This is a genomic window from Rhodococcus sp. NPDC057297, from assembly GCF_042667435.1.
Taxonomy (GTDB): domain Bacteria; phylum Actinomycetota; class Actinomycetes; order Mycobacteriales; family Mycobacteriaceae; genus Rhodococcoides.
Window position 1 is genome coordinate 1 of sequence record NZ_JBHUZE010000009.1, and the last position, 25,074, is coordinate 25,074.

Below are 25,074 nucleotides of genomic sequence, written 5' to 3' on the forward strand. Positions count from 1 at the left end.
GGTGCATCTGGAGTTGATGGAGGTGGTTGCTGTGCTTCGCTTCGATCCGTTCCGTGACCTCGATTCCATTACCTCGGCCATGCTGGGGACGTCGAACGGTTCCGATCGTGCGCCACGGTTCATGCCGATGGACCTGTACAAACTCGACGATCATTACGTACTGTCGGCGGATCTTCCCGGGGTGGATCCGGGGTCCATCGATGTCGATGTCGACCGCGGAACCCTCACCCTGACCGCGCATCGCACTGCACCCGATACCGATGGGGTGCAGTGGATTTCCTCGGAACGTTTTGCCGGTACGTATCGTCGCCAGCTCGCGCTGGGCGACGGCGTCGACTCCGAGCGCATTTCCGCGTCCTACGACAACGGGGTCCTGTCGGTGACGATCCCGCTGGCCGAGCGCGCCAAACCCCGCAAAGTGGCGATCAGCGCCTCCGACACCGGTAGGCAGCGGTCGATCGAGACGCAGTCGACCTGACCGGCCCCTGATTCTGCGGCGACCGGTCACCGGCGACGGGCTCGCATGCCCGATGGGTAGCCGGTCGCCCGCCAACGACCCGCTCAAGGTGATTCGTGGTGGTGAGAAGGAGGGTGAATTCGATGATCGACTTGATGGATCCGGTGGTGTGGCCCGACGACCCGGAAAGACAACGGTGGTGGGCATCGACTCTGGGAATCAATGCGAGTAAAATTTACTGCGATACAGCAGATCTCGTGGAGCAGCGATGCGCGACAGTAGTCGATGACGGTGTCTTCGACGACGAGGCATATCCGCCGACTCCGCACACGCCTGCGGCCGCGGCGGCGGCGTAGTCCACGCACCCCGGCAGTGAGCCTCGGCAGGGGCCTCGGTGGGCCTGTCGGGTCAGGTCGGTGGCGGCAGGTGCCGACTTCCCTGCCGCCACCGCGTGTGCACACAGAGTCGCGGCGAGAACCCGCGGAATCCCGGCGCGCGTGCGGAGCTCGACAGCGCGGCGACACGCGGTGGTCCGGGCCTCAGAGATTCGTGGTCGAGCCGGATACGCTGTGCCGCACTGCAGCAAGGGGGCCTGCGCAGTAGCCACAGTCACTCCGATCGATACGTTCAGGAAAGGACAGCACAGGTGAGGGCGACAATGAAACGTCCCGGAACCGAATCCCCCAGCGACACAGAGGGTGAGAGTGCCTACACCGCGGGTGAACGGGCGATGATCGACTACGCTCTGCGCTGGGTGAATCACGGCGGCGGCCCGGACGCCGATATCCTCACCCGATTCGATATGAGTGCGCGCGAGTTCTACCGCGAGGTCATCGCGTTGCTCGACCGCGACCCCAACAGTGTTTTCCGCTGTTTCGGGATGAGTCCGGTCATGGTGACCCGCATCAAAGCTGTCGCGCGTCGACGCATCTGGATATCGAGCTGACCTCACTCACCCGACGGTGACCGATTACTCTCGTGTACCGCTGCAGTCGAATCGACAGTCAGCCCGCGCAATGCACATCGGGCACTGCGAACCCGGGGGCATGACCGCCTACCCATGCATCAATGAAACCGCCTGCGCCCCAGCATCATAGAACGATCGAACACACAAGGCACGTCTACTGCCCTGCTTCACCCTGATATCGGAGCGGACGACTTGTTCCGAGCCCTGAAATTCTGCTTCCCGCCCGAAAGATGCCACACGGTCTTGTTCAGTGGAGACTGACGTCGGACACACTGCACTCGACGACAAGGACTTCTCATGCGATCGATCAACCGGCTCATCCTCGGCACAATGTTCTGCGCCCCCGCCCTGCTCGCGTTCCCGGCGACAGCATCCGCGGCGGGCCCGACCGACGTGACGTACGCGTTCGAGGTCGCCGGTTCCACGGTCACCAACACCATCACCAACAATTCCGGGCAGGCGTTGGCGTGCGCGACATCGCTCGCACCGGCACCGGGCGGTGTTCTTCCGCCCGTCTGGGACGTGATCGGGAACGGTCAGAGCCTGTACTCCAACGACGACGCCGGACAACCCGGAGTCAGCAGCCAGTCGATCACCGACATCCCCGCCGGCAGCTACGTCGCGTTGGCGACCTGCGGCACCGAGAACACCGACCCGATGACACTGTGGATCTCGGACTACCCGGGCCTGACCGAGGCACTCGCGGGCACTCCGTGGACGGCGTACGCCGTGCAGCAGGCCTCCCCGATCCTGGCCATCGGCGATCCGGCACCAGCGCTTCCGGATCTCGGTGCCCTGCTCGGTAGTGGCAGCGCAGGCTGACCCGACCATCCCTGCCCACCTCTAACTGTTGCGCCCGCTCCCCTGGGGAGTGGGCGCACAGTTGTATCGAGAACAAGAGCGTGAATCGGACGGCCTCCCCCCCTTGGGAGGGCCTGGCCACCCCTTCACGGGGTGGGATGCGCCGCGGGGCGAATGATTCCGGCTCGCCGACACGAGGTGGCGTTTTTCAGAAGATGGTCAGTTGATCGGCGTCGACGGCGCGGCTGGCTCGGCGAGGAGCAGTCTTCGGCGGCGCAGCTGTTGTGGGCGGCGGCACGGCCGGCGCCGGTGCCGGTGGGGTGGTCAAGCCGATTCCGGCGCGGCTGGCCAGGACCGCGCGGACATAGAGTCGGCGGGTTTGGTGTTCGCGGCCGCTGGCGCTGTCGCGGTCGAGCCACTGGCTCTTCCACGCCGAGGTACCTGCGTTCGGGGCAGCGAGGGCCCGGTCGGTCACCCGGTCGAGCAGCACATCGAGCCTCTCAGCGAGAGTTTGGGCGAGCTCGTCGAGGACATGCTCGGCGACACCGGCCACCTCACCCGTTCGCGTCTGCTGCATACTCCGCAGACTAGACCTGGTCTCCGACACGCCGCCTCATCTCGCGGCTGCGGGCGCTTCGCATCCTCGCTAGGACGCGCGGCGAGTGATCTGCGGCGTGCCGGTGTTTTCGAGCAGGTGCCGCCGGCCCGGTGCTGTGTCGGTCCGGTCATCGCTGTCGGTGTCGGTGGTCAGCACGATCGCCGTGAGTGTGCCGCGGACAGCTTCGGAGGTCAGCGGCGGGCCGGTCAACGTTCGGATTCTCATGAACGGCGAGTATTCGCCCGACCACCGACACGAAAGTCCGGACTGTCGACCAGTTCTCGGGCCTCGACGAGTCGACTGCCAGATACTCGCCGTTACCTCGGCGGGATGGAACCGCGGCATGGTGCGGTGCGTCCAATCTGTGTGTGGACGATGACTGGGAGTATCGGCAGGCGTTGATCGAGGAGGGGGTCGACCCCGACGATCCTCGGATACGGCGGGCATTGGCGGAGGTTGCTGCCTGCCTGGGCCGGATCGGTGATGCCGAACGCATCTGATCGCAGGTCGCAGTGCCGCTGTCGACGACGGATCGAATGTGCAATCAGATGTGCTCGACGGCGGGCGTGGGCACACAGAACCGACAAACCGTTCTTACGTGCGGAGCACGGGTGGAATCGCCGCGATCACCCGACACCGCCTCGTGGTGCCTTCGAGCTGTTCGCCATGGCCGAGGTGCTGCTTGGCATTGGCCAGCACCTCGGCGGTCACCGCCGAACTGCGCCGCCCCCCCTATGGGCAACCACACTGGACCGCCGAATGTGGGCATGCCCCCGCCGCTTCCGGGTCAGTACGCCAAGCTGCGCGGACCACCCACCTGGGCGCGCCCATCACCCATGTCCTCTCCACGCCCACCGTCGCCGGCGATGCCGCGCTCGTCACCCTTGATCGACATTCTCTGAACTTTCGCCGCTGACCCCGGCCCGAACAGACGGATGCCGATGCGTCCCCGCCGGGCACCTTCGTGAACGGTGCTGCCATGCCGTGCGTTGATCGGGAAGCGCGGCTGGCGTTTCAGAGGGGTTCGGGTGGTCCGGTGTTCATCACCGCCGCGATGTACTCCGGATCCGGTGCATCGGTGGCAGCGTCGGCGTCGATCGTGAAGAGCATCGGATCCGATTCCGGTGCGGTGGGGATTCGGGCTTCCTCGCGGGCGGCGAGCCATTCCCGCCACACGATGCGTTCGGCGCGGTGGCGCACGATCCGGGCGCGCACTGCCGCGGTCAGGCCGTGGCGGTGCCCGATGTCGTCGAGGCTGGTTGGTCCGATGTGCACCTGGCTGTTTTCGATTGTCAGTAGGCCGGCGATCCGCAGATCGACCAGTGCTTCGTAGCCGCTGGTGCGTCCGATCCCGACGGCCGCGAACAGGGTTTCCGGGGTCATCGGGTCCTCGATGCTCGCGACGGTGTCGTAGAGGATGCGGTGGCGCCATCCGATGACACTCCACGCCGGGTGTACCGACTCGACCTCCCCCGACTCGGCGAGGGCAGGTGTGTTGGTGTCTCGCGCTGTCTGGGCTGCTGGTGTGGGAACAAGAGCGTAGCGATCGGGGTTCTGTCCCACACCCCGCTCGATCAACAACACCGGAGAGCCTTCCATCTCCCGCAGTCGCTCCAGAGTCGACCACACCGTGGTCTCGGGGAGCATGCCGGCTGCGATGGACAGTGACCGTCCGCCCACCCCGACGGTGGGGATTCCTTCGACGATCTCGCCGGACACTGCAGCAGCCCACGCCAACGCCTGAATGACCGCATGTGTGGTCCAGCGATCACGTCGGTGGGAGAACTCGGAAGCGACCCAGGTTTGCGCGTGGGTAAGCCACGAGCGAAGAACTGGATCGTAGGTACCCCCTGTGTGCTTTTGCTTGTGCCCGGTATCCCGGACTGGATCGGGGAGCGCGGATGCGGCCCAGGCGAGCGCGCTGGCGGTGTCGCGGCGGATGGCGCGCGCCGGCTCGGCGTAGTGGGCGTAGGCGGCGCGTAGGCCGGCCCAGTCGGGCGCGGCGGCGCGGGAGAGGATGTCGGCGGCGCTGGCGCCGGCGAGGACGGCGTGGGTGATGACCGACTGGCGCGCTTCCGAGCGTGACGGCCAGCGGGTGGTGTCGAGGCGGCCGGTGGCGGCGAAGTCGACGACGGTGCGCGGCGGCGGGGTGGAGCGGCAGAACCGGGGGTGTAGTCGTGCGTCGTCGCCGGCGCCGAGTATCCGTTCCGTCGCGGTCTGGGCGTGGATGTGTGCGGCGACGGGGGTGGTGGGGGTCGGACCCGTTCCTCCGAGGAGGGCGTGGAGCCGGGTCAGGGTGCCGGCGTCGGAGCCGACGGTGAGGATGTCGAAAGCATCGGCGGGGTCGAGGTCGACGAGCTCGCGGTGTCCGCCTTCTTTGCAGGCCGAACCGGGGACGGTGATGCAGCCGGTTTTAGCGTTGGTCATCGGGGTGATGTCGAGTGTGGGCAGGCGCACAGTCAGTTGGCGGAGCAGTGGCCGGATGTCGTCGACGGACACTGTTTTTCCCGGGGCGAGCGGGATCAGGACGTGCTGGCCGCCGCTGGTCGAACGGTCGACGACTGCGCGGCCACCGCACTCGGCCAGCCACGCCAGTACCCGTGAGACGTCCGCGACGACGGCGTCGTGACCATGGGTTTTGGAGTCGAAGTCGAGCGCGACGATACGTGCGCGACCGTGCACGAACAGGGGAACAGCGGAAGGAAGAACGGGCCTTTTCGCCGTCAACGGTCCCGCCGACCCGTATTTGCGCAGCGTCGGGTCGTAGAGGCGCATCGAACTGCGCGCTGCCAGAACCGGGGCGAAACGACGCCACAGCCGGTCCGGAGTCGCATCGAACGCGACGACACGAGTATTAAATCTTGTATCTACTTCAGGGCGCGATGTACCCTGAGACATGTCAGGCAAGACAAGTCCCTTCGGGGAGTAGCAACACACACGAGATGCGAACTAGTCATTCGCTTCTCTGACTTCGAAAGCCCTCGGCCCGCCCGCCGGGGGTTTTTCGTTTGTCTGTGTTGCGTAGATTCAGTTTGAACGTAGGACCCGAATGTCGGTTCAGGTCACGAAGAGCTACGCAGTCAAGGGCAGCACCCCTTGGTCTTGCCGCCGGTTGAGTTCAAGCGCGAGATCCTCGCGGTCGTTGACGATCGCGATGAGGTCAGCCAGGTACTGGCCCAAGGACGTCACACCGGCCGAACTCTGTTGTTCTTCGAGCGTCTTGATCAGCTCTAGCGGGATTCGGACAGTCAACGGCTTCCGCTCACCCTTACTGGGCATCGGCATGGCGTGGCCTCCTTCATCTGCATCATCGGTCCCAACCGTTGTCCATCCTGATGCAGCATCACGTTCGAATGGCTCTGACACGCCGACCGAACGCAAAGTAATTACATTGATGTCAGTTGTGAGTCGACACTGTCGACCGCGCCGAAAAAGGACCGACTTGCTTAAACCGCCACGCCTGTCAGGATCGAGCGGGTGAGTCATCAGTCCAGTACCTCGGCCTACCCGCAGTCGACCAAGGGTGCACGAACAGCAAGTCGGAGAAGACGTGCAGTACGGCTTGCAGGATGGAGGTCGGAATTGCCCGCATCCGGTTCGTACTTCGAGGCCAAATCAGTGCTGATCACGGGTGCAGCCACTGGCCTTGGCCGCTCACTCGCTTTGGAGGTTGCCAAGGCCGGAGCAACAGTCCTAGCTGTCGATGTCGATGCCGAACAACTGGCCAGCACGGTTGCAGAGTGCAGGCAACTGACATCGCGCCCCGATAGTGTTCATGCGTTCACCCTTGATGTGGCTGACCCGGTACGGGTCTCTGAGTGCGCCGATCAGGTTCGAATGATCGTCGGCCAGTTAGACATCCTGATCAACAACGCTGGAGTGCTTGCAGCTGGTCGCGTGGACGATTTCGATTTGAACAACTATCGCAGGATCATGGATGCAAACTTCTTTGGCACTCTGACCATGACGAAGTTGTTCTTGCCCTTGCTGAGAACCAGTCCATCCGCTCATCTGGTCAACGTATCTTCGGCGTTTGGGATCATGACTGCGCCTGGGTACTCCGCTTACTCGGCCAGCAAGTTCGCTGTTCGCGCTTTGACGGAAGCGTTGACGGGGGAGTTCGCCGATTCCAACCTCAAGGTCACCAGTGTCATCCCGGGTGGGATGCATACGACCATCGCGCGCAGCGCTGTCTTCGGTCGGGAAACTGACAGGGACGCGGTGATCCGCGGTTTTGAAAAGAGCGTCGCACGTACCCATCCGAACCGTGCTGCCGTCACAATTCTGTCCGGTATCGCAGCTGGAAAGCGTCGGATACTAGTTGGACGAGACGCTGCAATTGCGAGCGCGCTGGTGCGGCTCTTGGGTTCCAGATACATGGATGTGATCCGCCGTTACATGTAGCTATATACTCTGCGCCCGCGCCGTTCAAAGCCAAGTGACTCGGGGGATTCATGCAGACAGACTGGTTACTAATCTCGATCTATGGCGGATTTTCCACCCGCTCAGTGGTCGCCATCGGTGATCGTCCCCGTCCGTTCCTGCGTCTAGAACAGCACTTTTCGTCTAAGCGCCAGGGAGTCAACACCAGGGCGGTACATCAGATCGACGATTCCATTCGTGCGTTGGAAGAGACAACCAGCCTTGATGTGTTCGAACAGCACGAAAATGGGCGGCGGACCCACGCCATCCCTGTTCGGCATGACGACGGAACACTGCACGCCGTCTATGTGTGGCGAGGACCAGAGGACGTTCAACCGGGTCCGCGAAACCCCGCCGGGGCTTGGGAATTTAACCTCACAGCAGGATCTGCCCATGGCTCCTCCGAGCTCTTTGATCTCTATGGGGTTTCACCAGAAGCACGTCGGAGCGGAGTGGCACAAGCTGGTGCGTTCGAACGGCTCAAGACGAATGCAGACGAAGGCGCTGCCCTCGCCAAAATTGTGACTGCTGCTCCCGGAACGCAGCATCAGGCGGTCTGGACAGTCGTCCGAGACGATGGAGAGGAACGCGCAGCCCATTTCTCGTGTCGAATGGTGGAGAACGATTCTAGCGAGGTACTGCTCCGCGGGGTGACGCAAGACATCGGCGCTGCGACAACTGTTGAAGCTGCCCCACCACCACGCATTCTTGAACATCGTGTTCTTGAGGCCATTAAACGTCCAGGCGAGTATCACGCAATTTTAGACCTGAAGCGGCTCCGTCTGATCAGGTGGCACGGCGAAGCTATGCCGGAGGTTGCCTGGGAGTCTCTGCCGGGACAACCGGTGCCAGCGATACATCCTGACGATATGGACGTGGCGACGGCTATGTCGAGTCAATTGGCAACCGTAAGTCCAGTCCAGGGGGTACTTCGCTTCCGACACTTGACCGGAGAATGGAGGCCGATACACATTGAGATCTCGCTGATGGCTCTCGATCAATCCACGACCGCAGGCTTCGCTGTCCTCAGGCCTTTGATCTGACCCAATTTCAACTGTTTGACCTATTGCGCAAGCGGCGTTCATCGGTACACTCTCTCCAGCGCGCCCTGAAAGGGCTTCCTGCGGATCGTGTGGATGTCCGGTACCGCTTGTAGCGCCTCGATCGGTCTGCCGTTGGCGACCGACAAATTCGAGGAGAGTTCGGGGTGGACGGCGTGCTTTCAGGGCAGAACATCGGCCGCGCGGTTTCGGACGCGCACCCAAGCTTCAACAACACGGCCGGGTTCTGTCGCCAGCTCGCCTGCCAGTCGCTTCGCAAGTCCGTCAGACAGCGCTACGTGACCGCGTTCAAGCGCTCCAATGTGCTGCGGACTGACACCCACCCGCTTGGCCAGTTCCCCCTGAGTCAGTCCACGCATGACTCTCAAATCCCCCAGGTGCTCCTTCTCGCGCTCGACGACGACTACATCACTGATCTCGATTCCCAGCACCTTGGTGCATCGCGCGAGTGCATCAATACTGGGATCGGCCGCGCCGAGCTCCCACTGCGAGTATGTAGATGCGCCAATGCCACATCGTCGCGCGACTTCGGCACCGCTAAGACCGGCGGCAGTTCTAGCCGACCGCAAGCGTCCCGGCTCGAAGCCGCGGAGCCGTCGTTTCATAGGTAGTACTCCACGGACAACAACTGTGCCACCCGCATATTCGAGGTAGCACATAACGGCTGTTTGAGTTAGATTGTATAAATAAAGTTGTTTAAACGGGCCTAACGTCGCTGAGCGTGAGATCCCGACCCGAGCAGAAGAACCGTCGCCGCCCCGACGTTCTACCGCCCGGCAGTTGCGGACCAAGTCAGATTGACGTGGCCTGAGTCCACAAGTGGTTTGAAGATGTAGACGACGACGGGAGGCAACGATGGGCCGATGTAGGCGTGCTGCTGATAGTCGGTCAAACACCCACGCCAACTTAAGGTTTGACTTAGAAGCAGGTACCGCAGCAGCTCAATTCTTGGGCATCGCCGATGACAAGACTGAACAGGGCTTCGGGTCGAAAAACTTCACCATCCGGTCTCATTCAGGTGGTGTCAGACCGAGCTGCAGTCCACTAGACGGTATGGAGGCCCCCGCTCCGGCAATCAATGACAGCAACGACGCACTTAATAACTCGATGCGAGCAGGGCCCTGAAAGGCCACAAAATAGCGAAGACCCTAGATGCGACACGACGCCAATCACGCGCACCCAGGGCCTCTTTCCACCACCCACCAACCACAAGCCGTAGCTCCTGATGGATGCGGGCTCTTCCAGCCTAGCCGCCTCCCTCAAAAGGTGCGCCCTAGACCTGGAGGACATTCATGCAATCTTCAATCGACGAGATTGCGTTACACCCCGGCCGGCCCACAGGACCCGCCGAACCCTGCCCGGCGCTCAACGACCGAGCACCCGGCATGGCACTCTGCTCGCTTCCCGCATCCCACCCGCATGTGACACACCAGCTGCGATGCGAGGACACCGGCGAACTTCTCGGCGAGTGGACCGATACCGACATGACCTTCCGTACGCCTACCGCCGAGCCGCGGAGCGACGGCGGTCTCAGCCGCGCCGCCTGACCCTCAGACCCAACTACGGACCAATCCCCCGGCCGTAGCTGCGAGCTACGCGAGTCGGTGAGCCTTCCCCCAGGCACATCCGGCAGCGCAGCTCAACCGATGGACCGGCGCGAGGGTCGCACAGCGACGCTTCGTCATCGTGTGCCGAACTGAGCGACCCCGCCGGGACATCTGAGAACCGTCCGAATCGTCTTCGACAGAAAGGATTACGCCCATGCCGTGGATCTTCTCGCAGCTCTGGTTCTGGTTGAGCCTGCTCGGCTGACAAATGGTGGGTGCCGGTACGCGACAGCCGCGTTCCGGCACCCCCACCTCCACCTTTCAAGGCATGTCCGTCGTCCGCGCCGAGGAGGGATCACCCGAAGGCTGGCCCTCGTTTTCGGTCGATCCTCCTCAGCGCGTTCGGTGGTGGTTCCACCATCAACCAACTAGACACCGTCAACCCAATCCCGCTGCTAGACAGCGCCTTACGAAAGGCACCACTACTCATGTCTCCTCAGCAAGGAATCGGTGGGCGTCACCGCCGCCCTAGAGAACGGGCACTCGTTCTCACTGCCGTTCCGATCGCCGTCGCCCTGGCATGGGGCACCGCGACCGCCCATGCGGCACCGCAGGACTTCGTGACCGCACCGGACACTGCACAGTCCGGAACCACCGACACCACCCCGGTCGCACCGCCTCCTGCCCCGACCCAAGAACGCCAGTTCCTACCCGGCTACCAGGCCTCACCTCAGGTGCAGCAGTCCCAGTGGCGTAGCTACGACGACTACCGGTCCGGAAACCAACAGTCCTCCTACCAGAACACCTACTACGAACCCACTCCCGCGCCGCAGGCCGCACCGACCCAGGCACCGCCCGCCCTGCAAGCAGCTCCACCGCCACCGCCGCCCGTTCCCACAGTGCAGCGCAAGGTCATCGCCCCGATCGACGCACCCGACGGCTACGTCCTCGTCGGCGGCGAACTCGTACCGTACGACCCGAATTTGTTGGACCCCAACCAGGTCGAGCAGTTCAACAACACCGGAGCCGCCATTCAGGCCGACGGCGGAAACTGGCTGGTGGACAACGGTTTCGCTGACTCCTCTCGCGCCGACCGCATCGCTGCAGGCACCATCACCGGCGTCATCGCCGGCGGCGCCGCAGGCCTCGCCGCCTCCGTGGCCCCGGCCGCCGTGATCACCGGCACCGCGGCAGCGATCGGTGGCGGACTCGGTGTCGCCGCAACCGCAGGCACCGGCGCAGTCGTCTGGGGCGGCCCGGTCGGATGGGTCTTCATCCCCGGCGCAGCCGCACTCGCCGGAGCAGGCGTCGGCGCTGCCCTCTCGGCACCCATCGTGCTGGGCTTGACAGGCACAGGGGCCGTAATCGGCGGCGTCCTCGGTGCCACCGTCCTCGGCGGCGAACAGCAGATCATCGAAGAACCAGCGCCGCTTCCCGCACCCGAGGCCGTGCCAGCTGCACCGGCCGCTCCGCTGACGCTCGATGACCCGGTGCAGGGCGTCATCAACACAGCTACCGAGCAGATCCAGGGCGCCCTGAACCTCGCGCCCGCCGATGTCGACCAGGCCGTCAGTGACGCGCAGGTGTGGACCGCACCGGCGGCCGAGACCGTGCAGGGCTTCACCACCACCGTCCTTCAGCAGCCCGCTGTCACGGACACCATCACGGCGGCCAACACCGCTGCCGCGCCGTTAATCGACCAGGCGAACGCCGCCCTGGCCGGACTGAATCTCGGCGTCTGATTTCCGGGTGCAGCCCACCTTTCTCCAGCGGGTCGGGCTGTATCCGAAAGTTCGACACAAACCACCCGGCAACAATTTTCGGCCCCGACACACACCTTCAGGAAGGTCTGCTGTGGCACACCAGGACGAGACCACCGAGCACGCCGTCGCGCCCGACGACTGGTTCCACGACCCCCAGGTCGATGACAACGTCGCCGCCGCAGCACAATCCGACACCGGGACGCAGCGCCGGTTCACCGTCCTGTCCGACACCTCCAGCGACGAGGAACACGGAAGTGCTGTGGAGGCGGACTGGTTCGACGACGACGGCACCGCCCGCGTCGCACCCTCAGTCCTCTACGACGTCGACAACGACGAAGTAGCAATCTACGACGACACCGGCCGCCACCCAATACAGGCAGAGTCGGACTCGTTCGACGCCCGGACCGCACGACTTCGCGATCTCCGTCCGAGCGTAGCCGGACCGGTGCAGCGGTCCTGGTGGCAACGCCACCGCGCCGCTGTGGCGGTCACAGCGTCTCTCCTGGCTGTCGTCGGCGGCCTGGGCACCGGCGCGCTACTGCTCACCGGCGGTGATGACAGCACCGAGCCTCGGACGCTCGCGCTCGATGAAATCGTCACCACCACCGCAGACCCCACCACCTCCTCAGCCCCGGCGGCCGCCGGGACCGCAGCCGCGAACGTCACCTGGTGCGCGGAACAAGCAGCAGGTGAGCCCGTCACCGAAGACTCCACCGATCCGGGGATGGCGGCGATCTGGCGGTTCGAGAAAGCGTTCTACTACGACCGCGACGGAGCCGCCGCCCGCGCCCAAGCCGCCCCCGACGCGGTCCTGGCTTCGACGCAACGTCTCCAGCAGGGCATCGACGCCCTCGAACCCGACATCGAGTTCTGTGTTCTCGCCGACCCGGTCTCACCGGGCGTATACGACGTCACCGTCGTCGAACGCGGCCCCGGCATCGACGGCCGCACCGCCGCTCAGCGCTTCACCACCGCCGAGACCGGCGGTCAGACCCTCATCACCGCGATCGCTCAACGATGACCGTCCGAGAAGAAAAGAGAACCCGCCCCATGCACCCACCACGCCCCCGCAGTCGCCTGTCGACGACCCTGCTGACCATCACCACCACGACCGTCCTCGTCGCTGCCGGGTCCGGTGTCGCGGCCGCGCAGCCCCAGGCCACACCAACACCGTCATCGAGTCAGCCCTCCTCCACCACGTCGTCGGGTGGTGATTGCGCACCGTTGCAGCTCGTAGTCGTACCCGGCACCACCGAGATCGACGAAAACACCTCGCCCACCACGGATTCGGGGTTCTTCTCCCGCGTCACCGTCCCGGCGATGCAGGACGCCAACTCCGGTACGAGACAAGCCCTGGACCGCAACTACGTCGCCTACCCGGCGAGCTTCGGCGGCAAGCCCGGTGACCGTTCCGCCGTGCCCTACAACCAGTCACGCGACATCGGTGTCGAAAACACGCAGAACCTGATCTCCGACATCGCCGCACGCTGCCCCGGCGCGAAGTTCTTCGTCTCCGGATACTCCCAAGGAGGCGACGTCGCCTCCGAAGTCCTCCGCGACATCGGCGCAGGTACCGGCCCCATCGCCGCCGACGACCTCGCCGGCGGGGCGCTGTTCTCCGACCCCACCCGCGCACAAGGCGAAGACGTCCTGCCCGGCGGCGCATCCACACCTGCTCCGGCACCGGGCACCGACGGTGCAGCGGTCGGCACCGTCCAGCTCGCACCCGCTGTCGCCGCCGCCGCACCAGCGGGCGGCGGTATCGCCCCCACCCCGTCCGTCGGAGACTTCGGCGCCGTCGCCGACCGAGTCGCCTCGTACTGCACCTCCGGCGATCTCGCGTGCGACACCCCCACCGACGCCCCGGCCGCCAAGCTCGTCGCCTCCATCGCCGGACAATCCTCGATGGACACTCGCGACCCCGTCCGGATCCTCACCGATGTCTCCACTGCGGTCGGACGCTCGGCCCTGCTGACCGGTGCGTCGGTGATCAACGACAACATCGACTTCAACTCCAAGGCAGGCCGATTCGAGGTCAGCGCAGCACCCGAGACGGTGCTGTCGAAAATGGCGAAGTACTCCGACCCCTCCTCCACCTCCACCGACGAGGTCATCGACGAGGCCGTCGGCGCGGTCACCAAGATCGCCGGAATGGCCATCGGTGCGGCGATCACCGTCGCCAAAGACGTCATCACCCCCGAGACCATCGGGCAGCTCGCCACCGTCGGCCTCGCCAACCCGCCAGCCGCACTGGCGATCCTGGCCACCAAAGTTGCCACCTCCGCAGTCAAACTCGTCCCCCCGGCCACCATCGACTCCGCCGTCACCGTCGCCTTCGACGAAGTCAGCAAAACCATCGACGAGAACTCCGGTCTCGCGCAGCTCGTCACCGACACCAGCTACTGGAACACCGCCACCAAACACGGCTCCTACGACAGCGTCCCTGTGGGCTCCCGCGGCGAAACTCCCGTCGAGCTGACCGTCCGCTGGATCGTCGCCCTCGCCGCCGACCTCACCGGTGATCAAACCCTCGCCGACAAGGTCGGAGCCATCCTCAAACGCAGCGCGCAGTTGTTCGCCACCACCGACACCGTCCGCAGCGCAGGCAGCATCCTCTCCGCTCACGCCACCATCGGCGCACGGCCCACGTCACCCGCTGAGGGCACCACCGAACCGACCACGACCACCCCAGCCGCATCGAGCACTCCCGCGGCCACCACGACCGTTTCACCGACCACCACTCGGTGACCGAGAACGCCGGAGAAGGAGGTGCGCCGGAGATGGCCGCACAACCGATCAACGACGAATCCGACAACGACACCTACCCCGACGTACCCGCGATTCCTGCGGGACTGAGGATTCCGCCGCCGCACCGCCGCGCACCGGTCCACCACCAGCCGATCGCAGCAACCGGTAAGGCCCCCGCGGTGTGGCTGCTCGGCGCACACGGGCGCTCCGGAGCGGGCACCCTCGCCCGCATCTGGGCCCCGGCCGCCGACGCCGACGGCGGATGGCCCGCAGCCGACCGCTATCCCGGCGTCGTCGTCGTCGCCCGCACCGACTTCGACGGCCTCACCGCCGCACAGGATCTCGTCCTGCAAGCGGCCGCCGGACTGATCGGCGAGGCGATCCTCCTCGGTACCGCCCTCGTGCCTTACGCACCCGGGCGACTACCGAAGTCGTTGCGCCGCAAAGCCGAAATCGTCGCAGCCGCCTCCCCGGCAGTGTGGCAGATCCCGTGGATCGACGACCTGCCACTGCATCCACGCAGCGAACTGGCGACCTGGTCCCCCGCCGACCCGCCTCCCCCGCCGCCGGGACGGATGCGCGGACCGGTCTCGAGCGCCGCCTCCCCGCAACCGCAGCTCGCGGCCGTCGGGATGGACATCTTCACCGCCGCCCGCACCGCCTACGCCCGCTGACCACCACACACTTTCCCTTCGAAAGGACCCCTGATGTTCACCACCTACACCGCCGCCACCGTCTCGATCCTCGCCCAAGACTTCAACTTCACCCCCACCCCACCCGACGGCGGATTCGGCGCCAAAGTCACCACCCTCGTCGGATGGGCAATGTGGGGCTGCATCATCGCCTCCATCGTCGGCATCATGATCTGCGGGGCCATGCTCGCCTACGAACGCATCACCGGCGGCGGAGGCGGAGCCAGCACCAAACTCGTCGGCGGCCTCGTCGGAGCCATCCTCATCGGATCCGCCTCCGGACTCGTCCAAGGCCTGGTCCTCAACTGATGCCCGCCGCCACACTGCCCTCGGTGAACCTCGCCGACGACGCCGTTGCACCCCCGTCGTCGGGGTTCCCTACGAGACGACGTTGATGACGGGGTTCATCGGCCTGTTGATCGTGACCGCCCTCGGGTTCCTCAGCTTCGTGGCCATAGCGCGCTGCGAGTGGACCAAGACAGGCTCCGTCACCACCGATACCCGCAAAACGCTGAGCACATCAGGTCTCGGACTTGTCGTACTCGTGCCGATCGCGTTGGGGTTCGAGGTCCTGCTATGACCGCCCTGGTGATCGTGTCGTGGGTGCTGGTGTTCGGCTCGGTCACCGGAATCCTCGTCGCCGGTGCATCCCTGGCCCTGGACCACACCAGCTGCGGGCCTACCCCGCGCTGGGTCCACTTCACTCTGTTTGGGTCCGTCATCACCGGATCTCTGGGGTCGATTGCCGCGCAGGTGAACGTATGAGCATCCCGCTCGCCCAGGACTGGGTGCCGGTGGTCGATCCGATCGGTGGGCCGCCACCGCAGATCGACACCGCGCAGGTGATGGACTGGCTCACCCTCGCCGCGTGGGGCAGCGCGGCCGCCTCGATCCTCGGTGTACTCACCGGGCTGGTGATGCTCGCCTTCGGCAGCCGACAAGGACCCCGGATGATCATCGGCGGCATCGCCGGCACCATCGTCGCAGTCGTCGTGGCCACCAGCGTGCTCCCCCAACTACCCGGATTCACCTCGTGACCGCGCACACCGACAACGCCGCAACGGTGTTCGCGCAGCCACCGACCGAACCGGTGGAGTGGCCGGCGGAAGTGTGGTCGACGATCGACACCGCTCTGTCGTGGCTGCTCTGGTGCTCCATCGTGGCGTGCATCGTCGCGCTGATGGTGTGCGGTGCGGTGCTGGTCAACCAGCGCAAATCCACCGGAACCCAGGTCGTCGAAGACGCCACCGTCGCCCGAATCATGCTCTGCGCCGCCGTCATCGGCTCCGCATCCGGCATCGCCCAAGCCGTCCTCGCCTGACCACCACCCGTCACCACAATCTTCGAAAGGCACCACCGACGCCATGACCACCCTGCGAGTCTTCACCGCCGCCGTAGCGACCGCCGCCATCGTGCTCACCGCTGCCTGCGGATCCGCCGACGACACCGACACACCCCACGACACCGCCGCTGCACCGGACCTCGCGGCCGCACCCGCCGACGTGCAGTGGCGCACCGTCGGCGGAGTGTCGATTCCGGTGTCGGCGGTCGATGGTCCCACCACCACCAACGGCATCGTCCGCAGCGGCTACTCGAAGACCCCCCAAGGCGCGGTCCTGGCAGCGATCAACGGCCAGACCGCCCTCGCGGTCGCAGGAGACCGGGCATGGCCGGAAGTGGTCAACACCGTCACCGCACCCGGTCCCGGCCGCGACGAATTCGCCGCCGCCCGCGCCGGGGTCACCGTCTCGGGCACCGTCCCGGCCGACACCGCACCCACGTTCGTCGGATTCGAGGTCACCGACTACCAGAGCGACCCCCTCTCGGCGGCCGTGACGATCGCCCAACGCCTCGGCGGCGACGGCGGCTTGTATTCGTATCCCGTTGCGCTGCAGTGGATCGCCGATGACTGGCGCATCGTCCTCCCTACCGCCGAAGAAAACGTCGACGCAGCCGAACTGAACACCCTCGACGGCTACACCGCATTGGAGAAGACGTCATGAGCCCCCGCCTCCGTAAGATCCTGATCGGCCTCGCTGTCTTCGTCGTCGTCGCGGCCGTCGGTGCCGTGTTCTTCGTCATCCCGAACCTGCGCGATAGCGACACTCCGACCGACGCGTCCCCCTCGCCGACACAGCCGAGCACCCCAACACCGGGCGGTAGCGGCAGCAACGGCCGCGACGGTTTCGACACTCCGGTCGTGGACATCCTCGGCCGCAAGGTCACCGTCCCGAACAACCCGATCGGTCAACCGCTCGCGCAAACCGAACCGGGTGAGCGCACCGGCTGCACCACCGCAGGGGTTCCGATCACCTCACCGGCCGGGGTGCAGATCCAGCAAACGTCGGCGCTGCCGCTGCTGGTCTCGACCACTGATGGCCCCACCAAGGTCAACGGCAACGTCGTCACCGGTTACGCCCGCAGCCCGCAAGGAGCGGCGCTCGCGGGATGGAACTGGTTCGCCTCCATCTACGGGCCCGGTCCGGTATCGAAGGACGCCTACACCCAGCTCACCGTCCACACCGACGAGCTCGACCGAAAAGTTGCCGACGGCCAGTGGAACACCCCGGCGCAGCCCTCGACCACCACGTACCCGGCCCCCGTCGCGTTCCGGGTCTCTTCCTGCACCGACGACTTCGCCTCCGTCGAGTATGCGATCGAGATCCCCGTCGACAACAACGGGCAACGACGCACCACCCCGGTCTACACGGTGCTCCGAACGTCGATTTTCCACGACGGCAGCGGCTGGAAAGCCCGCCTCGATTCCCGCTCGGTCTCGGTCCAGGAAGACGTCACCGACATCAGCGCCTTCACCCGCTGGGCTCTGGCATGAACGCGCCACGGACGATCGCCCGCCTCCGCCGCACAGCACAGCGACTGCTGATGCTGACCGTCATCACCCTCGGCATCGTCGCCGGGAGCAACGCCGTCGCCTACGCCCAAGACCCGCCGCCGCCGCCGCCAGCAATCCCCGGCATCGCCGATATCGCGCAGGACGGCAACGACTTCCAGAAGGACCGACGCGACTGCCTCACCGAGGTAGCTGATGGCAGCAATGGGTTCCAGGACTTCATGAACGACATCACCGGCAACGCCGTCCCCGAAGCCGCGTGCCTGGTCCAATCGTTCGAGGACCACCCTGGCGACGCGGTCTCCACCGCTGTCTCCTCGGCTGCCTCGTCGTTCTGGGGCGACCCGATCGGCGACTTCACCAAGTCCGTGATGGAAGGCAACGCCCAAGCCTTCCGGACGGTGATGACGTTCTGGATGACCGCCGGAATCCCCGGTCTCGCCGCCGATACCGCCATGTCGGGGCTACGCAACATCGTCACCGGCCTCACCGTCGCAGCCTTGTTCGCCTCCATCGTCATCGCCATGACCAAACTCGCCCTCGCCCGCAAACAAGCAGTGATGGAAGGAGCCACCGAGACCGCGAACATGCTGGTACGCACCGTCGGAGCCGTGACCCTCCTCCCGGTACTGGTGCTGATGTTCCACCAACTCGGCGACGTGATGTCGGCGTACGCGCTCGACAAATTCGTCGGCGGCGATCTCAACGAACAGATCACCGCCATCACCGCTTTCGACGACAAGACCGGCCTGGGCCCCGTCCTCGCGCTCGCCTGCGCCGGATTCGCGTTCCTCGGCTCGGTCGCACAGTTGATCGCCCTGCTCATCCGCGAAGCGGTGCTGTGCGTCGTCGTGGCCATCATCCCGCTCGCCGCAGCATCCTCGGCCACCGGAACCGGCCGCAGCTCCTACAAGTCGATGATCGCCTTCACCCTCGGCGCGCTGCTGTTCAAACCCGTTGCGACCCTGCTGTATCTGTTCGCGTTCTGGGCAGCGTCGGCCTCGGCGACCGACCAGGTCGCAACCGTCATCATCGGATCGGTCCTGCTCGCCGTAGTCGGCTTCTCCCTGCCGTCGCTGGTGCGGATCGTCGCCCCGGCCGCCGAAACGATCGCCGCAGGTGGCCGCGAGGCCGGGATGCTCGGCGCCGCAGGTGCAACAGCAGCGACCGGCGCAGCAGGTATGGGCTCGCGCGCCCTCGGCGGAGCAGCACGGGTGATGGGCGGCGCAGCAGGAACGCCCGGCAGCTCGGGTGCAGCCGGGACCGGTGCCCGGCCCTCCAGCGGCTTTCAGGGCCGCTACAGCGGCTCGTCGAACAACAACAGCAACGCCGGATCGTCGTCGGGACCGCAAGGTGCTGGCCGCACAGTCGGCAAAGCCGTCGCGTCGGTCGGAGCGCGAGCGAGCTCCGCCGGACTACGCGGCGCAGCAGGAGCACTACGCGCCGCAGGGTCCGGAGCACGCGCCGCTGGATCGATGGCCACCACCCTCGGCGCAGCCGCCGACGGCGCAATCGGCAACTACCACGGACGGATTCAACGATGAACAACACCGGCACCCCCACCACTGATACTCCCGATGTTCCCGCCCCCACAGCTCCACGACTACGAATCGAGGCGCTGACCGCAGCGAAATGGTGGTGCCTGAAAACATCAGTAGCTCTGTGGCGTGAGCACACCGCACCGCCGTCCCGGTTCGCCTTCACTCCACAGCAGCTCGGGCGGACGGTGTTCGTCTTCGGTGGCGGTACCCACCGTGCCCCTGCCCTCGGAGAACGGCGATGACCCGCTCGATCGAGGCCCCCTACGAGCCGCCGGTCTATTCCGCCGGTAACCGGCCCAAGACGACGTTGGCGTTCGGACTGTCCACGAAGGTCATCGCCTACGCCGGCGGGTTCTTCGCGCTCGCGTTCGCGGTGCTGATGTTCCTCGACGTCGTCGCCGGTTTCGCGTTGATGGGCCTGGGAGCGCTCGTGCTCACTCCCCTGGTGTTCGCCCCGAACGGTCGAACCCTCTACGAGACAGGACAACTGAGAATGCAATTCTTCTGGCGCAAGCACGTCGAACGCTCCACCGAATACCACGCAGGCCCGCACTCGCGGATCCCCGGTGGCCGCTACCAACTGCCCGGCTTGCTCTCCCGCACCGCCGCCTATGTAGGAATAGACCGGCACGGCAACGAATTCGGGATGATCCACAACCCCGACAAGTCGCAGTACACCGTCGTCTTCGACGCCCTGCCCGGCGGCGACGAGGCGATCCCGCAGAACGAGAAAGACCTCTACACCGCCGACTGGGGTGTCTACCTCTCCGACCTCGGTCTACCGGGCGACATCGTCGGCGCGGTGGTCGTGGTGGAAAACATTCCCGCCACCGGCCTTCGACTGGCCCGCCGCGCCGAACACGAACTCGTACCCTCAGCCCCGCCGCTGGCCGCAGAGTTCATCCGCCAATCCTCGGTCCGGATGCCATCGGGTAAGCACCGCATCATGGCCCGCCTTGCGATCACGTTCAAAGCCACCACCCGTGAGCGGGCGAAAGACCCCGACGAGATGGCCACCGAACTCGGCCGCCGCCTGCCCGACCTCTACGAATCGCTAGCCAGCGCCGGGATCGACTCCCAGCCGATGACGGCCGCCGAGATCACCGCCACCGCGTGCCGCTCCTACAACCCCTCCACCGAGAACGACTTCGAAGAACTCGACATCGCCGGACTCGATCACGGTATCGACTGGGAGGACGCCGGACCGGGACGTGCGAAAGACGAGTGGGATCACTACACCCACGACGGCGGCGTGTCGGTGGTGTGGGAAATGGCCGCACCACCGGAGTCTGTGTTCACCGACACCGTCCTCAAACCCTTGTTGCAGCCGCATGATGACCTGTTCCGCAAGCGCCTGACTTTGATCTACCGCCCCTACAGCGCCGGGGATGCCGCGAAGAAGGTCGACAAGCAGCACCGAGACGCGTTGCACGCGATCAACTCTCGCGGCGACAAGATCATCTCCGCCGGGTCGCAGAAACGCCACGACATCGCCGATCAGGCACGCCGGGAGATGACCGCCGGAGCTGGTTTCGAACGCTACTCGGCACTGCTGACGATCACCGTCGGGCACAAGAACGAAATCGGCAACGCCGCCGCGGTCACCGAATCCCTCGCCGCCCGCGCCCGGTTGCGGCTGCGCCGCGCCTACGGCTTCCAGGACGCCGCCTTCGCCGCCGGTCTCGGTCTCGGAGTGCTCCTGCCCGACCAGATCACCACCTCGGTGCTCCTGCGCCGCAGCTGACACGCTTCCCGCCCGCCACACCCCCCGTCCCGTCATACGACCCCGCCCCCTGTCTGGAAGCGAGAGACCCGCTGATGACCCTCACCGAGGACCGCCACCTCACCGACGACGCACCCGCCCCCGAGAAGTCCGCGCTGGTGCGGTGGATGCTCGGTGACACCGACTACGCCGCACTCGCCGCCAAGATCGCCACCGGGGAAGAGAAAGAACCCGGCAAGTTCACCCGCACCGGCATGGGGCTGGCTCGCTGGCGAAACGACAATCCCGACTCTGCGCAGCTCGCACTCGAGATCGCCGAAGACCCCTGGTGGCGCGCCGTCCTGGGAACCAGTGAACGCGGCTTCAAAGGCGCAGGTGGTGGCCGCATGGCCACCGTCCCGGCCCCGATCGAATACGAAGCCACCTCGGTCCAGATGTGCGGGCTCAACCCGTGGGCGATCGGCGCAGCCGCACCGGCCTCGGGCACCATCGTCGGCCAGCACGCCATCACCGGTGAAGCAGTCTCCTGCGATCCGTTCGCCTACTTCCGCGACAACCACATCGCCAACCCGTCGATGTTCGTGCTGTCCCTACCGGGCCTGGGTAAATCGACCCTGATCCGCAAGATCCTCATCGGTGCCTGCGGCTGGGGGCAGGCACCGATCATCGCCGGCGACATCAAAGGCGAATACGTCAAGGCCACCAAGCTCATGGGCGGGCAGGTCGTCACCCTCGGCCACGGCGGCGGACATATGAACGTCCTCGCCGCGGGAACCCTCGGCCAGGCCGTCGTCCGGGCGATCGCCGCCCGCGACGCCGAGACCGACCCCGTCCGTGTCGCCGAGCTGGACCGTTTGATCGACAACGCGAAGATGACCATCCGCGCCCGCCAGATCAACGCCATCTGCGCCCTGATCGAACTGATCCGCTACGACACCCATTCGGTGAAGGCCTTCGAGAACTCCCTGATCGGGATCGCCCTCGACGAGCTCTACTCCGACACCAGCGAATTCTCCTACGAGAATCCGCCGCTGCTCAAAGACCTCTACGCCGTCATCGACGCCGGATCTCCGGCGATGTACAAGGCCGCCTACAAGCTCGACAAAGACTCCTACCGTGCCGAGGTCACCGAGTTGATGCAGACCCTCGGCGCGTTGACCTCCGGGCCACTGGGAGACATTTTCGCCGATCACACCACCGAGCCGATCGACCTCGACGCCCCTATGATCTGCATCGACGTCTCGTCCCTCGACCGGGGAGATACCACCCTCAAAGCCGCCGTCATGCTCTCCTGCTGGGCCGATGCCTACGGCACCGTCGAAGCTGCGCACCTGCTCGCCGACGCCGGGCTGGACCGGCAACGGTTGTTCTTGCTCGCTCTCGACGAGCTGTGGCAAGTCCTCGGCGCGGGGCCGGGCATGGTCGCCCGGATCAACGAGATCACTCGCCTCAACCGCAGCGACGGTGCCGGACTGCTGATGATCACCCACACCGGCCGTGACCTCGAGACCTTGCCCACCGAAGCCGATATCAAGACTGCGAAAGGGTTCATCGACCGCGCCGGGATGGTCGTCTGCGGCGGCCTGCCGATCGGCGAGGTCGAGCGCCTATCCGGGGAGCTGAAATTCACCGAAGCCGAAGCAGGGTTGGTGACCTCCTGGTCGCGCGGTGCCGCGCTGCGCGGATCCGAACGGCGCACCGTCCGCGCCCCGGTCGGACGCGGGAAGTTTTTGATCAAGGTCGCCAAGGACAACACCCCCGGTATTCCGATTCAGACCGTGCTCACCGACATCGAGTACGACACCGGTGTCCACGACACCAACGCCCGCTTCGCCGAATACTTCGCCGGCAACCACGACACCACGACCAATGAGACCATCGATGCCTCCGAGCTGGTCGGTGCCCGATGACCGGCCAGAGCGAGCGCGAGCACCGCCGCGCCGAATATCCGGCCGCGACCCGGACCTGGGCGATCGACCAGTACGAGAAGTCGCGCCACAACTACACCTCACGCTCGGAGTGCGTTGCCGACCTCGCGGCGGCGATCGGGGCGCACGAGAACACCGTGGCCCGGTGGATCAAGCAACATTTCGGATCCCCCAGCTCCCCCGCTGCCGACGAGATCACCGCACGTCTCAAGAAATCCGAGGCCGAGAACGAACGTCTGCGCCGCGAGAACCGCACCCTCGCAGAACGACTCGCAGCGCTGACTCCCCGCTCGATCACCGCCGACTCCTTCGCCGCGACGAGCTCGTTCGGGACGGTCGCGCTGTGAAAAAGGGTGGCGCACTGGCCCTCGCGGCAGTGATCGCACTGTCGCTGTTCGTGGTCCTGTTCGTCACCACCGGGGTCCGCGAAGAAGTCGCCCCCGGATGCCTGCCCTCCGGCGCCGCAGCCTCGACCGCCGGAGGTGTCCCCGCAGGATCGTTCGCCAAGCCCGTCAAAACCAGCGAATCGACACTGTCGAGCCCGTTCGGGCAACGGTGGGGCACCATGCACAACGGCATGGACCTCGCCGCACCCGTCGGCACCCCTATCTACGCCTACGCCGACGGCATCGTCGTCCAGGCCGGACCGGCAGACGGATTCGGGATGTGGATCGTTCTCGAGCACAACATCGGCGGGCAGACCGTCTCCACCGTCTACGGCCACATGTACCCAGACGGTGTCCTCGTCGAACCCGGCCAACACGTCACCGCCGGTGAGCACATCGCCAACGTCGGCAACAACGGCCAATCCACCGGCGCACACCTGCACTTCGAATACCACACCGGCGCATGGTCATCCACCAACGCCATAGACCCGAAACCGTTCTACGACGCCGCCGCAGACCCAGGAACCGGAGAACCAGGATCATCCGCGCCGACGCCGACCACACCGACGCCACCGTCGCCGAGCAACACCGCCGAGATGGCCTCCCTCCCCGCCAACGTCGGGTCCGAAGAACACTTCCAAATCGACACCGTCCGCGTCGCCCGCGCCGTCCACGCAAAATTCCCGCAGATCACCACCATCGGTGGCTGGCGACCCAACGACGCCTACGACGATCACCCCTCCGGCCGCGCCGCCGACATCATGATCGACAACTGGTCCTCCGAGGAAGGAAAAACCCTCGGCGACCAGGTCAAGGACTACCTCTGGGCCAACCGCGATTACCTCCAGATCGACTACATGATCTGGCGACAGCAGTACATCCCCTCCCAGGGCGAGTCGAACACGATGGAAGACCGGGGATCCCCAACCCAGAACCACTACGACCACGTCCACGTCACCACCCTCGGACACGGATACCCCGCACCCGGACAGACCTACGGCCCTGTCCCCGGCGGCACCGGAAGTGCTGCCCCCACGGCCACCGGAACCTGCACCACCGCACCCGGTGCTGGTCTCGGTGATCACGCCGACCTCGCCGCAGGACAAGTACCGCCGGAGTTCGAGCCGTGGCTCACCCGCTCGGCCGCACAATGCCGCGAAGTATCCCCCGCCATCCTCGCCGCCCAGCTCAAACAAGAATCCGGCTTCACACCCGGCCTGATCAGCCCCGCAGGAGCCGAAGGATACGGCCAGTTCCTCCCCGGAACCTGGGCGTCCTACGGATTCCCCGTCGACGACAACGGTGAGATCACCGGTCCCGCTGGAGCAGGCGATCCCAACGACATCGGTGACGCCGTCATGGCCCAAGGCCGCTACAACTGCTCGGTCGCCGACACCCTCCGTCCCGGAATCGAATCCGGAGCCATCAGCGGAGACCCCATCGAACTGATGCTCGCCGGATACAACGCAGGCCCCGGTGCCGTCCAACAGTTCGGCGGCATCCCGCCATACGCCGAAACCCAGAACTACGTCACCACCATCACCGGCACCGCAGCCGATTACGACCTCGCCCGCTGACCCCCACCCCCT

Annotated in this window: 30 protein-coding genes; 25 read left to right on the top strand and 5 right to left on the bottom strand. The window is 65.6% G+C overall.

From position 1 onward, the window contains the following. The first annotated feature begins 31 nt into the window (after positions 1-31). From ACFULT_RS21875 to ACFULT_RS21890, 4 genes are all read left to right on the top strand, one after another. Positions 32-478, top strand: a complete 447-nt coding sequence (locus ACFULT_RS21875; protein WP_378482668.1) for an Hsp20/alpha crystallin family protein — start codon at positions 32-34, stop codon at positions 476-478. Between the two features lie 122 nt (positions 479-600). Then, positions 601-813, top strand: coding sequence for a hypothetical protein (locus tag ACFULT_RS21880; RefSeq protein WP_378482457.1), 213 nt, complete (start codon positions 601-603; stop codon positions 811-813). 302 nt (positions 814-1,115) lie between these two features. After that, positions 1,116-1,403: a DUF3263 domain-containing protein gene (locus ACFULT_RS21885; RefSeq protein WP_378482458.1), complete on the top strand. Its 288-nt coding sequence runs from the start codon at positions 1,116-1,118 to the stop codon at positions 1,401-1,403. A 318-nt stretch (positions 1,404-1,721) separates the two neighbouring features. Further along, positions 1,722-2,246 carry a hypothetical protein gene (locus ACFULT_RS21890; protein WP_378482459.1) on the top strand — a complete coding sequence of 175 codons (525 nt, stop codon included), beginning with the start codon at positions 1,722-1,724 and terminating at the stop codon, positions 2,244-2,246. A gap of 187 nt (positions 2,247-2,433) precedes the next feature. Here the strand turns inward: ACFULT_RS21890 and ACFULT_RS21895 are convergent, their stop codons facing one another. Together ACFULT_RS21895 and ACFULT_RS21900 are read right to left on the bottom strand one after the other, a co-directional pair. Beyond that, the gene (locus ACFULT_RS21895) at positions 2,434-2,802 is read right to left on the bottom strand and encodes a hypothetical protein (RefSeq protein WP_378482460.1); all 369 of its coding nucleotides are present in this window, start codon (positions 2,800-2,802) and stop codon (positions 2,434-2,436) included. A 69-nt stretch (positions 2,803-2,871) separates the two neighbouring features. After that, positions 2,872-3,048, bottom strand: coding sequence for a hypothetical protein (locus ACFULT_RS21900; protein ID WP_378482461.1), 177 nt, complete (start codon positions 3,046-3,048; stop codon positions 2,872-2,874). Positions 3,049-3,191: 143 nt separating this feature from the next. Between ACFULT_RS21900 and ACFULT_RS21905 the strand changes: the two genes are divergently transcribed. Further along, positions 3,192-3,323: a hypothetical protein gene (locus ACFULT_RS21905; RefSeq protein ID WP_378482462.1), complete on the top strand. Its 132-nt coding sequence runs from the start codon at positions 3,192-3,194 to the stop codon at positions 3,321-3,323. Positions 3,324-3,837: 514 nt separating this feature from the next. On the opposite strand, the gene ACFULT_RS21910 is transcribed toward ACFULT_RS21905, so the two are convergent. Continuing rightward, positions 3,838-5,721, bottom strand: coding sequence for a hypothetical protein (locus ACFULT_RS21910; RefSeq protein ID WP_378482463.1), 1,884 nt, complete (start codon positions 5,719-5,721; stop codon positions 3,838-3,840). Between the two features lie 174 nt (positions 5,722-5,895). Further along, complete coding sequence (locus ACFULT_RS21915) at positions 5,896-6,108, bottom strand: hypothetical protein (RefSeq protein WP_094723248.1); 213 nt, start codon at positions 6,106-6,108, stop codon at positions 5,896-5,898. A gap of 297 nt (positions 6,109-6,405) precedes the next feature. On the opposite strand from ACFULT_RS21915, the gene ACFULT_RS21920 reads away from it, so the two are divergent. Both ACFULT_RS21920 and ACFULT_RS21925 read left to right on the top strand, forming a co-directional pair. Continuing rightward, the gene (locus ACFULT_RS21920) at positions 6,406-7,227 is read left to right on the top strand and encodes an SDR family NAD(P)-dependent oxidoreductase (protein WP_378482464.1); all 822 of its coding nucleotides are present in this window, start codon (positions 6,406-6,408) and stop codon (positions 7,225-7,227) included. Between the two features lie 50 nt (positions 7,228-7,277). After that, a complete protein-coding gene (locus tag ACFULT_RS21925; protein WP_378482465.1) occupies positions 7,278-8,288 on the top strand; it encodes a GAF domain-containing protein in 1,011 nt (336 codons plus the stop codon). Positions 8,289-8,467: 179 nt separating this feature from the next. Here the strand turns inward: ACFULT_RS21925 and ACFULT_RS21930 are convergent, their stop codons facing one another. Continuing rightward, positions 8,468-8,965, bottom strand: a complete 498-nt coding sequence (locus ACFULT_RS21930; protein ID WP_378482466.1) for a helix-turn-helix domain-containing protein — start codon at positions 8,963-8,965, stop codon at positions 8,468-8,470. A gap of 633 nt (positions 8,966-9,598) precedes the next feature. Between ACFULT_RS21930 and ACFULT_RS21935 the strand changes: the two genes are divergently transcribed. The 18 genes from ACFULT_RS21935 (at position 9,599) to ACFULT_RS22020 (ending at position 25,062) form a co-directional block, all read left to right on the top strand. Continuing rightward, the gene (locus ACFULT_RS21935) at positions 9,599-9,853 is read left to right on the top strand and encodes a hypothetical protein (protein ID WP_378482467.1); all 255 of its coding nucleotides are present in this window, start codon (positions 9,599-9,601) and stop codon (positions 9,851-9,853) included. Between the two features lie 488 nt (positions 9,854-10,341). After that, positions 10,342-11,595, top strand: coding sequence for a hypothetical protein (locus tag ACFULT_RS21940; RefSeq protein ID WP_378482468.1), 1,254 nt, complete (start codon positions 10,342-10,344; stop codon positions 11,593-11,595). 112 nt (positions 11,596-11,707) lie between these two features. Beyond that, a complete protein-coding gene (locus ACFULT_RS21945) occupies positions 11,708-12,637 on the top strand; it encodes a hypothetical protein (RefSeq protein WP_378482469.1) in 930 nt (309 codons plus the stop codon). A 29-nt stretch (positions 12,638-12,666) separates the two neighbouring features. Further along, entirely contained in the window at positions 12,667-14,364 is a 1,698-nt protein-coding gene (locus tag ACFULT_RS21950; protein ID WP_378482470.1) for a cutinase family protein, read from the top strand. 32 nt (positions 14,365-14,396) lie between these two features. Next, complete coding sequence (locus ACFULT_RS21955; RefSeq protein WP_378482471.1) at positions 14,397-15,038, top strand: hypothetical protein; 642 nt, start codon at positions 14,397-14,399, stop codon at positions 15,036-15,038. Between the two features lie 33 nt (positions 15,039-15,071). Beyond that, on the top strand, positions 15,072-15,365 hold the full coding sequence (locus ACFULT_RS21960; protein WP_378482472.1) for a hypothetical protein: 294 nt from the start codon (positions 15,072-15,074) through the stop codon (positions 15,363-15,365). Positions 15,366-15,450: 85 nt separating this feature from the next. Then, a complete protein-coding gene (locus tag ACFULT_RS21965) occupies positions 15,451-15,636 on the top strand; it encodes a hypothetical protein (RefSeq protein ID WP_378482473.1) in 186 nt (61 codons plus the stop codon). Continuing rightward, positions 15,633-15,821, top strand: a complete 189-nt coding sequence (locus ACFULT_RS21970) for a hypothetical protein (protein ID WP_378482474.1) — start codon at positions 15,633-15,635, stop codon at positions 15,819-15,821. Before ACFULT_RS21965 ends, ACFULT_RS21970 begins: the two co-directional genes overlap by 4 nt. After that, positions 15,818-16,093, top strand: a complete 276-nt coding sequence (locus ACFULT_RS21975; RefSeq protein WP_378482475.1) for a hypothetical protein — start codon at positions 15,818-15,820, stop codon at positions 16,091-16,093. Before ACFULT_RS21970 ends, ACFULT_RS21975 begins: the two co-directional genes overlap by 4 nt. Next, positions 16,090-16,377 carry a hypothetical protein gene (locus ACFULT_RS21980; RefSeq protein ID WP_378482476.1) on the top strand — a complete coding sequence of 96 codons (288 nt, stop codon included), beginning with the start codon at positions 16,090-16,092 and terminating at the stop codon, positions 16,375-16,377. Before ACFULT_RS21975 ends, ACFULT_RS21980 begins: the two co-directional genes overlap by 4 nt. 43 nt (positions 16,378-16,420) lie before the next feature. Beyond that, the gene (locus ACFULT_RS21985; protein WP_378482477.1) at positions 16,421-17,059 is read left to right on the top strand and encodes a hypothetical protein; all 639 of its coding nucleotides are present in this window, start codon (positions 16,421-16,423) and stop codon (positions 17,057-17,059) included. Beyond that, positions 17,056-17,889 (top strand): hypothetical protein, encoded by an 834-nt coding sequence (locus ACFULT_RS21990; protein WP_378482478.1) that lies wholly within the window; start codon positions 17,056-17,058, stop codon positions 17,887-17,889. Before ACFULT_RS21985 ends, ACFULT_RS21990 begins: the two co-directional genes overlap by 4 nt. Further along, positions 17,886-19,451 (top strand): hypothetical protein, encoded by a 1,566-nt coding sequence (locus ACFULT_RS21995; RefSeq protein ID WP_378482479.1) that lies wholly within the window; start codon positions 17,886-17,888, stop codon positions 19,449-19,451. The genes ACFULT_RS21990 and ACFULT_RS21995 overlap by 4 nt, the downstream gene beginning before the upstream one ends. Beyond that, positions 19,448-19,690: a hypothetical protein gene (locus tag ACFULT_RS22000; protein ID WP_378482480.1), complete on the top strand. Its 243-nt coding sequence runs from the start codon at positions 19,448-19,450 to the stop codon at positions 19,688-19,690. The genes ACFULT_RS21995 and ACFULT_RS22000 overlap by 4 nt, the downstream gene beginning before the upstream one ends. Beyond that, positions 19,687-21,192 carry an SCO6880 family protein gene (locus tag ACFULT_RS22005; RefSeq protein WP_378482481.1) on the top strand — a complete coding sequence of 502 codons (1,506 nt, stop codon included), beginning with the start codon at positions 19,687-19,689 and terminating at the stop codon, positions 21,190-21,192. Before ACFULT_RS22000 ends, ACFULT_RS22005 begins: the two co-directional genes overlap by 4 nt. A 74-nt stretch (positions 21,193-21,266) precedes the next feature. Further along, a complete protein-coding gene (locus tag ACFULT_RS22010) occupies positions 21,267-23,081 on the top strand; it encodes an ATP/GTP-binding protein (RefSeq protein ID WP_378482482.1) in 1,815 nt (604 codons plus the stop codon). Then, complete coding sequence (locus ACFULT_RS22015) at positions 23,078-23,446, top strand: transposase (RefSeq protein ID WP_378482483.1); 369 nt, start codon at positions 23,078-23,080, stop codon at positions 23,444-23,446. Before ACFULT_RS22010 ends, ACFULT_RS22015 begins: the two co-directional genes overlap by 4 nt. Further along, positions 23,443-25,062 carry a peptidoglycan DD-metalloendopeptidase family protein gene (locus ACFULT_RS22020; RefSeq protein WP_378482484.1) on the top strand — a complete coding sequence of 540 codons (1,620 nt, stop codon included), beginning with the start codon at positions 23,443-23,445 and terminating at the stop codon, positions 25,060-25,062. Before ACFULT_RS22015 ends, ACFULT_RS22020 begins: the two co-directional genes overlap by 4 nt. The last annotated feature ends 12 nt before the right edge of the window (positions 25,063-25,074 follow it).